Raw genomic sequence first — 10,666 nt, 5'->3', positions numbered from 1 at the left:
TCAGGTCGCCCGGTGCTTACCCGGAGCCGACCGCCGCAGACGGCGGCGGTAACGCTCCAGGGCGGCCGGAAAGCCCTGGGAGACGAACGTGTTCACCTCGTCGGGGCGGGCGTTGTCGAGGAAGCCCTCCAGGCCCTGGCCCGAGTCGGCCATGCGCAGGGGACGCTCCACCCGCTCCATGGCGAGCAGCAGGCCCAGCAGCAGGAGCGGGAACGAGATCGCGGCAATCAGAAACATGGCGGGCACCATGGTGGGGGACGACTCTGCGTAACTGACACGCGGGGTCAGGATACGCGATGCGACCTCGGACACACCCGGTCCCCCGGCCGGAGAACGCGATGATCCGGTTACCGGATACCCTGTGGACGTGTCCACCCTCGCCGACGCCGCCACCGAAAGCCCGCTGGCGCGGACACGGCGAGCCCGGAAGATCGTCCGCGTACTCGGCGAGCTCCACCCGGACGCACGGATCGCGCTCAGCTTCGGCAATCCCCTCGAGCTCCTCGTCGCCACCGTCCTGTCCGCCCAGTGCACCGACAAGAAGGTCAACGAGGTAACCCCGACGCTGTTCGCGAAGTACCGCACCGCGGACGACTACGCCGCCGCCGACCGGGCGGAACTCGAAGCCATCCTGCGGCCGACCGGCTTCTTCCGGGCCAAGGCGAACTCGCTCATCGGGATCGGCGCCGCCCTGGCCGACCGTTTCGACGGGACCGTGCCGCCGCGCCTCGACGACCTGGTCACCCTCCCCGGGGTCGGCCGCAAGACCGCCAACGTCGTGCTCGGGCACATCTTCGACCAGCCCGGCATCACGGTCGACACCCATGTCGGACGGCTCTCGCGCCGGCTCGGGCTCACCACCAGCACCGACCCGGTCAGGGTCGAGAGCGACCTCGCCGGGCTGCTCGAACGGCGCGACTACACGATCGCATCCGACCGGCTCATCTTCCACGGCCGGCGGGTCTGCCACGCCCGGCGGCCGGCGTGCGGCGTGTGCGGCATCGCCCGCCTGTGCCCGTCCTTCGGCCTCGGCGCGACCACGCCGGCACAGGCCGCTCGGCTGGTCCGCGCCGACGCCGAAGCGGCCAGGTGAACACGGCCGCGTATCCGGACAGCCCGGACGATCTCGACGGGCTGGCCGGGGCCGACGGCCCGGGGCGGCTGGCCCGGCCCGGCCCGGTGGGAGGCCACCACCTGGCGGGAGCGCGCGGCCTGGCCGGGGCGGGCAGCCCCGCGCCGCCAGCCGGCCCGGCCCCGACAGGAAGCCCGGCCGAAGCGGCCCCGACAGGAAGCCCGGCCGGAACGAACAGCCTGGCCGGAACGGACAGCCTGGCCGGGGCCGGCGTGCCCGCCTGGCTCGCGGGCCTGGCGACGGCCCTGCGCACCGCCCATCCCGACCAGCTTTCCTGGACCGGGCTGCACGCGGCCGACGGGCGTCCCGCGGCCGTCCTCATGCTGGTCGGCGACGGCCCCCAGGGGCCCGACATCCTGCTCATCGAACGTGCGGCGAGCCTGCGCAGCCACGCCGGCCAGTCGGCCTTCCCCGGCGGGGCGACCGACCCCACCGACACCTCCCCGGCCGCGACCGCGCTGCGGGAGGCCAGGGAGGAGGTCGGCCTCGACCCGACCGGCGTGCGGCTCCTGGCCACCGGCCCCGCCCTCTACATACCGCCGAGCCACTTCCTGGTGACGCCGGTGCTGGGGTGGTGGCACACACCGTGCCCGGTCGCGCCGGTGGACCCGAGCGAGACGTCCGCGGTCGTCCGGGTACCGATCACCCACCTGGCCGACCCGGCGAACCGGCTGCAGGTCCGTCATCGCAGGACGGGCGCGCTGGGACCGGCCTTCCGCGTCCAGGAGATGTTCATCTGGGGCTTCACCGGCGGGCTGATCGACGCGCTGCTGCGGATGGGCGGCTGGGAGCGCCTCTGGCTGCCCGCCGAACAGGTCGAGTCGCCGGTGACGGGCACCCCGCCGGCACCCACGGTGGACGCCCGGCCGGCGTCCACCTGCCCCGGCCGGGCCTCGGAGCCGACGGACGACTCCGGATGAACCACCCGGACGCACACGCAGCGTCACAACCGTTCGTGGAGACCGCCGGAACCGCAGGCCCGCTCCGGGTGAGCCGCCCCGCGGGCGGTACCGTCAGCCCGGCCGGTGACCAGTCGGGACCTCGGCCCACCGGACGGGCCTCGGCCCACCGGGCGGGCTGCGCGGGCCGAAGTCCCCGGTGCTCCCCGCGACCCACCCAGCTCCACGGACAGATCGATGACAGATCCGCGCCCGGCCCGGACACCAGGGACGACAGTGTTCTTAAGCGGACGGCCCTTAAGCGGACGGCCCTTAAACGGACGGCCCTTAAACGGACGGCCCTTAAACGGACGGCCGTCGGCGAAGGGCGACAAGGACCGGAGGCAGCAATGAGCGTAATGACCGGCCCGGATGCTCTCCCGGGCCTGGCGCCCAGCGCCGGCAGGCCGGGCCGCCGTCGAACGGCCCGCCCGGGCACGCTGGCCCTCATGCTCGCCGTCGTTGTGCTCGGGCTCGGGCTCAGCGGCTGTGGGAGCGACACACCGGCCGGCCCGCCCTCGGCCGCCGCCACCGCCACGCCAAAGATCGAAAATGGCGTCCAGGTCTTCGACGTGGTCGGCACCGCGTCCCTTGAGTTCTCCCCCTCGGCCCTGACGGCCCGGCCTGGGAAGATCCGGGTAAACCTGACGGTGCCGGCGGGCTCCGCCCCGCACAACTTCGTGATCCCGGAGATCCCCGAGGCCCGCACCAGCGTCACTTCGGCAGGCACATCACAGTCGGTCACGTTCACCATCGACAAACCGGGCAGTTACTCGTTCCTCTGCACGATCCATCCGAACATGCACGGCACGCTGACGGTCGGCTAGCGGATACCGGGCAGCCGAAGGTGTTCGACATCCTTGACCTCGTCCTGGTCATCGCTGTGATCGTTTTTGCCGTGTCCGGCTACCGGCAGGGCTTCGTGGTCGGAGCGCTGTCCTTCATCGGGTTCCTCGGCGGCGGCGTCCTCGGCGCGCACATAGCGACACCGTTCGCGGATATGATCAACGCGGAGTCGCAGGGCCCCCTCATCGGCATCCTCGTCGTCCTCGGCCTCGCCCTGATCGGGCAGATCGCCGCCACGGCGCTCGGGGCGGCCCTACGCGACCGGCTCACCTGGCGGCCGGGCCAGACCGTCGACTCGGTGGCTGGCGCGGTGCTCTCCGGTATCTCGGTGCTGCTCGTGGCGTGGCTGCTGGCAACGGCGGTCGACCGGTCCCCGTTCACCACCCTCGCCGAGCACGTCCGCCGCTCCGAGGTCCTGCGGACCGTCGACGCGGCCATGCCGAACGCCGTGCGCGACGCCTTCGCCGACCTGCGCAGGCTCGTCGACCAGAACGGCTTCCCCGAGGTCTTCTCCGGTCTCGGCGGAGGGCAGATCGTGCCGGTCGAACCACCCGACACCACCGCCGAGAACACCCCGGCCGTGCAGGCCGCGGCGAACAGCATCCTGAAGATCCGCGGGATCGCGCCATCGTGCTCCAAGCGGGTCGAAGGCACCGGCTTCGTCTACGCGACGGAACGGGTGATGACGAACGCCCACGTCGTCGCCGGGGTGACCCGGCCCCAGGTCGAGGTGGGCAACAGCACCCTGCCGGCCAGGGTCGTGCTGTTCGACCCCGACACCGACATCGCCGTCCTCTACGTGCCCGGCCTGCGCCGGACGCCGCTGCCCTTCCAGAACAACCCGCCCGGCCGTGCGGGAGACGACGCGATCGTCGCCGGATACCCCCAGGACGGCCCGTACACGACCGCGCCGGCCCGTATCCGCAACCGCCAGACCGCCAGGGCCCCGAACATCTACTCCCAGGGCACGGTGCTCCGTGACATATACGCCGTCCGTGGGCAGGTGCTGCCGGGCAACTCCGGTGGGCCGCTGCTGTCCGAGCAGGGCGCCGTCTACGGCGTGGTGTTCGCCGCCGCCACGAACGACTCGGACACCGGGTACGTGCTGACCAGCGCCGAGGTGGACGACCTGGCCGCCGCCGGTCAGACCACGACCAACGCCGTCAGTACCCGAGGCTGCGACTGACCGGGAGCCGCGACTGGCCGGGAGCCGCAGCCGGCCAGGATCTGTGACCGGACGGGAGCCGCGGCCGGACGGGGTGGCCTCACCGCGCCAGCCAGGAGAGGATCTCCTTGGTGACGACGTCCGGGGCCTCCTCCGGGAGGAAGTGGCCGACCCCGTCCAGCAGCTTCCACTCGTAGGGGCCGCTGACGTAGCGCCCTGAGCCCTGCGCGGTGGACGGGAGCATGAACCTGTCGAGGCGCCCGTGCAGCTGCAGGGTGGGGGCGGACACCGGCTGGCGCAACGCGGCGGCGAAACGGGCCCCGTCCGGCCGGAACAACGACCGGAAGACCCAACGGTGGTACTCCAGCGAGCTGTGCGCGACCCCGGGAATCCGGATCGCCTCGCGATAGCGGGCCTCCGTCTCGGCGTCGGGATAGCCCGGGCCGCCCCACGCCCGCAGCACCTCACCGACATAGGCCGCGTCGTCGGCGACCAGTACCCGCTCCGGGCGCCACGGCAGCTGGAAGGTGATCAGATGCCGGCCGGCGGCACCCTGCCCGCGCAGGTTCGCCAGCATCTCGTGCCGGGTCCGCAGCGGATGCGGCATGGAGAGCACCACCAGCCCGCGCACGAGACGGGGGCACAGCGCCGCGGTCGTCCATCCGGCCAGGCCGCCCCAGTCGTGCCCGACGATCACAGCATCCCGTTCGCCGAGGGCCCGTACCAGCCCGGTGACGTCGTCGGACAGGGTGAAGGCGTCATAGCCACGGGGGGGCTTGTCGCTGGCCCCGTAGCCGCGCAGGTCGGCGGCGACCACCCGGTAGCCGGCAGCGGCGATCCCGGTGAGCTGATGGCGCCAGCCCCACCAGAACTGGGGGAACCCGTGCAGCAGCAGCACCAGCGGGCCCTCGCCAAGCTCGGCCACGTGCAGCCGGGTGCCGTTCGCGGACACGTCACGGTGATGCCACGGGCCATCCACAAGGACGACGCCGGGCTCGGGAACGGCAGCCTCCATCACACGTCAGCATGACAGACAGCCGGTTCGGGACGGCATGTCCGCCGTGCCAGGTGGGCCCGGGGCGTCCGCCGGAGCGCGTCAGCGGACCGGTTCGGCCGGCCGGCCCACCTGCGGCCAGCTCGCCCGCGACCGGTCCGTCTCTGACGAGCCGACTCACTGGCTCAACTGACGAGCCGGCTCGACGAGCGGTTCAGCGGACGGGGACGGTGTCCTCCCGGTGGCTGAGCGGATTCCCGTCGGAACGGTGCGCGCCGGCATGGTTCACGCTGGACCCGACGATCGCCGTCGGGTGCTTCAGCCAGGCGATATCGTCCCTGACCGTCTGCAACGTGCGCTCCGGGGGCGACAGTTTCTTCAGCCGGGTGGCCGCGAGCAGGGCCAGCAGGGATGCGACGAGCACAAAGAGCAGGGCCGTGAGGAAGTACGACCAGAACCGCTCCACGCCGGCCCAGGTGAACAGCTCACCGAGCCCGATCGTGATCGCGATCAGCGCGCCGAACCCGAGGCCGGCCGCGCCGGCCAGGAGCCCGGCGCCGAGCCCGGCGGACACGGCCTGTTTCGACAGCTCCGCCTTCGCCAGATCGATCTCCTGCCGGACGAGTAGTGATATGTCCCGTGTCGCGACGGCGACGAGCTCGCCGAGCGTCGCCTCCCGACCGGCTGAGCGGTCGTGTGTAGGGGTCGGCACCGTTGATCCTCCTTCTGGGCACGGGCTGTCCTCCACCGGCATGGACGTGGCTACCGCCTGACGCTGGGCACAGCGTCACGGGCCGCCTGACAGCGTCCAGGTCACCACATGGTGCCCGATGGCAACAGCTCAACACATCCACCGTTCATCCATGGTCGTCAAGCGCGGTTGCGGAATGTCCGAGACGGCTGTGGGCCTCCCTGTGATCCGCTGTTCCCCGGTTCTGCGACATCCGGGACCGGTACCGCCTCCGGGCTGCTGAAGCGTTCGTTGCTGAGGCGTTCTCTGCGCAGTCTGCCGCGTCCGGCGTCGGCGCGCGGCCCGGATATGTTGTGATGCCCGTACCCGGCCGGTTCGGGCCGTCGCGACCGGGCCTGATGGACGTCGGTGGGCGTGACGACCGAACGAGGATCTTTCCCATCCGCCCCCTTGCCCGGACCGGCCGCGGGCTGCCGGCCTGCGGCGGGCCGGCCGCGGGCCCGTACGCGACCGGATGTCCGTCCGGAGGTGACCCGGTAGCGTACGGACAATGACCGCAGCCACCGGGTCGGATCCGTTCGCTCTTCTCACCGCTCTGCCGGGCGTTCACGACGCGGTCACCGCGGCCCGGTCGTCCGTCGACGCCCTGCTGCGCCACCGGGTCATGCGTCGCGGCAGCGCCGCGGTGACGACCGAGGTGTCGCTGCGGGCCGCTCGGGCATCGGCTGCCCTGGAGGGTCACGACGTCGGCCTGGAGGCCCTGCGCGCGCGCCTGAACCGTGCCCTGCCAGCGGCGACGCCCGGTGCCGGTTCCCCCGCTGGCACCGCTGGCAGCGGTGCCAGCGGCTCGGCCGCCGACGCGAACGAAGGGGCCGGTGGACAGCCGGGTGACGAACCCGCCGGTGGCCTGGCGGGCACAGCCGGGGCCCTTGACATCGACGTCACACTCGGCGCGATCCGGCTTTACGCCGAACTGGGGACGCTGCGCGGCGCCTGGGAGCGGGCACCGCGACAGGCACTCGCCCGGATGCACGTGCTTGTCGCCCGCGGCCTCATCGCGGACATCGACCTCGGCCGGCCAAGAGAGCGGGAGCATCCCACCGCCTCGCCTGCTTCGTCCGCGGACCTCCTGCCCGCGGACGCTTCACCCGCGCCCGTCTCCCACACCGGCCGGCCGGCCGCTTCCGGTTCCAGCGGTCAGGTGGCTTCCGGCGGCTCGCCCACAGCGGTGCCCGCCGGGGGAACGGGCGTCGCGGCCATCGTGGATCCGGCAGACCCCCTCGGTCTGGGGCCGGCGCCCTCGCCTGCCGAGACCGCCGCGCGGCTGAGCGGGCTCACCGAACTGTTGCTGGCCCGGACTTCCGCGCCGGCGATTCTCGTGGCCGCGATCGTGGAAGGCGAACTGCTGACCATCCGCCCGTTCGGTACGTTCGATGGCATCATCGCCCGGGCCGCCGGACGGCTGGTGCTCATCAGCCGCGGTCTCGATCCGAAAGCCGTGACCGCGACGGATGTGGGCCACGTCGAATCCGGCCGTATCACCACCAGCGCGACGGCTATCAGCGACACGACCACCGCTGATATGACCGCCAGAAATGCGGCTACCCGCAATACGGCTACCGGTAACGTGCCCACCGACGGCTATGCCGACGCCGCCCGTGCCTACGCCGGAGCGGGCGCCGAAGGCGTCCGTCGATGGATCATTTATTACGCCCACGCGCTGGAACTGGGTGCCCGTGAATCCCTGGCCATCTGTGAGGCCGTCGTCCGGGCGAACTAAAAGTCAAGAGCCTCGTGACCGCATCCTCCTTACTTGATCGAAAGATTTGATCAATTTTGGATCAGTGCTGCGACCAGCATAAATAACTCAGAGTAATGTAAATTGCACGAGGTTACGCGACCCCGGCCGCCTCTACCAGATACTCGATCACACGGCCTCGCGTCCGGATGGTCACCCAGCATTGACCAGCGACTGTTACGGACGACCATCCAGACCGGCGGCATCATGCTCGCTCTTCCGCGCTCAACTTCCGCACGCGCACTCTTCCGCATTCGGCTTCTGCGGCTCGAGCCACCGAGCCGCGCCTTCACCTCGGGGGCGATCCTACCACGGTCCGGCCGTCGAGCCAGCGGCCCGCCTCAACAGATTAACGGGTCGGTGGATCGGCGTCGGTGGATCGGCGTCGGTGGACTGTCGACGTCATCGACGTAGATCGATCATTACCGGCCCGAAAATCTTTTATTAGAACATATTCGGAGGCTGTGGAGAACGAATTATCCACAGGCCCGATGTGCGTCATGGTGGACGTCCGTCCCCGCTATCCGACGGCTCCCACTATCCGACGACAGAAGGGCCCTGCCATGACATCCGCACCGCCCGTCCCCAGCCTCGCTCCCGAACCCGGGCCGGGTGCCCGGCCGCTGGTCGTCACCGACGAACCGCCGCTGCTCGACGATCTCCTGCGGCTCGCCGCGACGGCCGGAGCCACCGTGGACGCCGTGGCCGACGCCGACCTCGCCCGCCGGTACTGGAACAGCGCCCCGCTCATCCTCGTCGGGGCCGACCGGGTGCCGTCCTGCGTCGCGCTCGGGCTCCCCCGGCGTCCGGGCATCGTGCTGGTCAGCTCCGACCTCGACGACGGCGGGGTGTGGGAGGCCGCGGTCCGGCTCGGCGCCGAGCATGTCGCCTTCCTCCCCGACGCGGAGGACTGGCTGATCGACGTCTTCGTCGACGCCACCGAACCGGACCAGCGGTACGGCACCATGATCGGCGTGGTGGGCGGCCGCGGCGGCGCGGGGGCCACCAGCCTCGCGATCGCGCTGACCCTCGCGTCCCTGCGCCGTGGCCACGACACGGTCCTGGTGGACGCCGACCCGCTCGGCGGCGGCATCGACCTCGCCCTCGGTATCGAGGAGCGGCCCGGGATGCGCTGGCCGGATCTGGTGTCCGCCCACGGCCGGCTGCCACGCCGGGCACTGACCGGGGTGCTGCCCTGCCTCGGGGAACTCCCCGTGCTCTCCTGGGACAGGACCAGCCCGACGGCGATCACACCGTCCGTCATGACCTCGGCCATGGCCAGTGTCCGGCGCGGGAACGATCTGCTGGTGGTCGACCTTCCCCGGTTTCCCGACCTGACCGCGGCCGCGGCCATGCAGATGGCCGAGCTCATCCTTGTGGTCGTGCCGGCCGAGGTCCGCGCAGTCGCCGCCGCCGGCCGGGTGTGCGACACGGTCAACCGGTACTGTGCCGACGTCCGTGTCGTTGTGCGCCTGCCAGGCCCGGCCAGGCTGCAGGCCGATGTCGTCTCCGACGCGCTCGGGCTGCCGGTGGCCGGGACGCTACGGCACGACCAGGGCCTCGCCTCCGGGCTGGAGCGGGGCGAACCGCCGGGCGGCCGGCGCCGCAGCTCGCTGGCCCGGGTCAGCGGCCGGATCCTCGACGACCTCGGCCTGGCCCGTCCGGACGTGGCAGCATGAACGAGTATTCCGCCGCCGAGCGCTCCACGCCCGGGGCCGCGCCATACCACTCCCACGATCACATCACTGTCCAGCGGAGGGGCCCGGAACGCCCCTTGACGATGCCGGCCGCTGTCCCTCCCGGCACCGCTGTCCCTCCCGGCACCGCGGACGCCGCGCACCCTGACGAGGAGCTGCTGGCCGGGATCCGCCGACGGCTGGTCGGCTCCGGCGCCGCGATGACGTCCGCGCGCATCGCGGCGGCCGTCCGGGCCGAAACCGGCCCTGCCGACGGCGACTCGCTGGATCTCTACCGGTCGCTGGAGTCGGAGCTTGTCGGTGCCGGCCCGCTTGAGCCGCTGCTGGCCGACCCCTTCGTCACCGACATCCTGGTCAACGGGCCGGCGGAGGTCTGGGTGGACCGCGGCAGCGGCCTCCAGCGGTGCGGGATCACCTTCCCCGACGACGACGCGGTACGCCGGCTCGCCGTCCGGCTGGCCGCCGCGACCGGCCGGCGCCTGGACGCCGCCACCCCGTTCACCGACGCGCGCCTCGGCGACGGCACCCGCCTGCACGCCGTGCTCGCGCCTGTCGCGGTCACGGGCACCTGCCTGTCCCTGCGGATCCCACGGCCGCGTCCGTTCACCCTGGACGATCTCGTATCGACCGGCACGGTCGCCCCCGCCATGGCCGAGGCACTGGACGCGCTCGTGCGGGGCAGGCTGGCCACCCTGGTCACCGGCGGCACCGGTTCGGGCAAGACGACCATGATGGGCACGCTGCTGGGCCGGGTCGACCCCGCCGACCGGGTCGTGATCGTGGAGGACACCGCCGAGCTCGTCGTGGACCTGGCGCACGTCGTCCGCCTGGAGTCCCGGCCGCCGAACATCGAGGGCGCGGGCGGTATCGACCTGCGGGATCTGGTACGTCAGGCACTGCGGATGCGGCCTGACCGGATCGTCGTCGGCGAGGTCCGCGGCGCCGAGGTCGTGGATCTCCTGGTCGCGCTCAATACTGGTCATGAGGGCGGGCTGAGCACCGTCCACGCGAACGCGGCGGCCGATCTGCCAGCCCGGATGGAGGCGCTTGCCGCGCTCGCGGGCCTGGACCGGACGGCCCTGCACAGCCAGCTCGCCTCGGCGGTGCAGGCCATCGTCCACCTCAGGCGAGATCGTGACGGAATCCGTCGGCTGAGCGAGATCGGCGTGCTCTTCCGCGACCAGAGCGGGCTTGTGCATGTACTGGACGCTCTGTGCCTGCGCCGGCGCCCGCCGTCGCGTGACCCCCGGGACAGCGGGAGCGGCCACGGGGACGGCTACCTGGACACTCCCCAGGTCGTCGTGGCCGGGGCCGGGGCGCGGGTTCTCGACCGGATGCTCGCCGAGCGCGGCGGGCCGCGCCCTGACCTGCTCCGCGCCGCCGCCGGTGGTCGGTGATGCTGGCC

The 10,666-nt window shown here is 72.1% G+C and carries 10 protein-coding genes; 7 read left to right on the top strand and 3 right to left on the bottom strand.

Features of this window, described 5'->3' with window-relative positions:
- Complete coding sequence (locus tag NBX02_RS21805) at window positions 1–237, bottom strand: hypothetical protein (RefSeq protein WP_076842429.1); 237 nt, start codon at window positions 235–237, stop codon at window positions 1–3.
- A gap of 130 nt (window positions 238–367) precedes the next feature.
- Here NBX02_RS21805 and nth point away from each other — a divergent pair, with 130 nt between their 5' ends.
- The 4 genes from nth to NBX02_RS21785 all read left to right on the top strand — a co-directional run bounded on the left by nth (window position 368) and on the right by NBX02_RS21785 (window position 4,102).
- Window positions 368–1,093: an endonuclease III gene (gene nth, locus NBX02_RS21800; RefSeq protein WP_250292853.1), complete on the top strand. Its 726-nt coding sequence runs from the start codon at window positions 368–370 to the stop codon at window positions 1,091–1,093.
- On the top strand, window positions 1,090–2,052 hold the full coding sequence (locus tag NBX02_RS21795) for an NUDIX hydrolase (protein ID WP_250292849.1): 963 nt from the start codon (window positions 1,090–1,092) through the stop codon (window positions 2,050–2,052). The genes nth and NBX02_RS21795 overlap by 4 nt, the downstream gene beginning before the upstream one ends.
- A 368-nt stretch (window positions 2,053–2,420) precedes the next feature.
- Window positions 2,421–2,897, top strand: coding sequence for a cupredoxin domain-containing protein (locus NBX02_RS21790; RefSeq protein ID WP_250286068.1), 477 nt, complete (start codon window positions 2,421–2,423; stop codon window positions 2,895–2,897).
- 20 nt (window positions 2,898–2,917) lie between these two features.
- Window positions 2,918–4,102 carry a MarP family serine protease gene (locus NBX02_RS21785; protein ID WP_250286069.1) on the top strand — a complete coding sequence of 395 codons (1,185 nt, stop codon included), beginning with the start codon at window positions 2,918–2,920 and terminating at the stop codon, window positions 4,100–4,102.
- 79 nt (window positions 4,103–4,181) lie between these two features.
- On the opposite strand, the gene NBX02_RS21780 is transcribed toward NBX02_RS21785, so the two are convergent.
- Together NBX02_RS21780 and NBX02_RS21775 are read right to left on the bottom strand one after the other, a co-directional pair.
- Complete coding sequence (locus NBX02_RS21780; RefSeq protein ID WP_250286075.1) at window positions 4,182–5,096, bottom strand: alpha/beta fold hydrolase; 915 nt, start codon at window positions 5,094–5,096, stop codon at window positions 4,182–4,184.
- Window positions 5,097–5,289: 193 nt separating this feature from the next.
- Entirely contained in the window at window positions 5,290–5,787 is a 498-nt protein-coding gene (locus NBX02_RS21775) for a phage holin family protein (protein WP_250286070.1), read from the bottom strand.
- 529 nt (window positions 5,788–6,316) lie between these two features.
- On the opposite strand from NBX02_RS21775, the gene NBX02_RS21770 reads away from it, so the two are divergent.
- The 3 genes from NBX02_RS21770 to NBX02_RS21760 all read left to right on the top strand — a co-directional run bounded on the left by NBX02_RS21770 (window position 6,317) and on the right by NBX02_RS21760 (window position 10,658).
- Entirely contained in the window at window positions 6,317–7,546 is a 1,230-nt protein-coding gene (locus tag NBX02_RS21770) for a hypothetical protein (protein ID WP_250292845.1), read from the top strand.
- Between the two features lie 581 nt (window positions 7,547–8,127).
- Entirely contained in the window at window positions 8,128–9,243 is a 1,116-nt protein-coding gene (ssd, locus tag NBX02_RS21765; RefSeq protein WP_250286072.1) for a septum site-determining protein Ssd, read from the top strand.
- A complete protein-coding gene (locus tag NBX02_RS21760; protein WP_250286073.1) occupies window positions 9,240–10,658 on the top strand; it encodes a TadA family conjugal transfer-associated ATPase in 1,419 nt (472 codons plus the stop codon). Before ssd ends, NBX02_RS21760 begins: the two co-directional genes overlap by 4 nt.
- Window positions 10,659–10,666 lie beyond the last annotated feature (8 nt).

The sequence above is a fragment of the Protofrankia sp. CiP1_Cm_nod1 genome, assembly GCF_920888515.1.
In the GTDB taxonomy this organism is placed as follows: Bacteria; Actinomycetota; Actinomycetes; order Frankiales; family Frankiaceae; genus Protofrankia.
Note: the sequence above shows the minus strand (reverse complement) of the source record. Positions and strands in the feature narration are given on the sequence as shown.

Bases quoted from the DNA above. Each gene is read 5' to 3' on its own strand.
- NBX02_RS21805 (WP_076842429.1), bottom strand. From the start codon at position 237: ATGTTTCTGATTGCCGCGATCTCGTTCCCGCTCCTGCTGCTGGGCCTG.
- NBX02_RS21790 (WP_250286068.1), top strand. From the start codon at position 2,421: ATGAGCGTAATGACCGGCCCGGATGCTCTCCCGGGCCTGGCGCCCAGC.
- NBX02_RS21780 (WP_250286075.1), bottom strand. From the start codon at position 5,096: ATGGAGGCTGCCGTTCCCGAGCCCGGCGTCGTCCTTGTGGATGGCCCG.
- NBX02_RS21770 (WP_250292845.1), top strand. From the start codon at position 6,317: ATGACCGCAGCCACCGGGTCGGATCCGTTCGCTCTTCTCACCGCTCTG.
- ssd (WP_250286072.1), top strand. From the start codon at position 8,128: ATGACATCCGCACCGCCCGTCCCCAGCCTCGCTCCCGAACCCGGGCCG.
- NBX02_RS21760 (WP_250286073.1), top strand. From the start codon at position 9,240: ATGAACGAGTATTCCGCCGCCGAGCGCTCCACGCCCGGGGCCGCGCCA.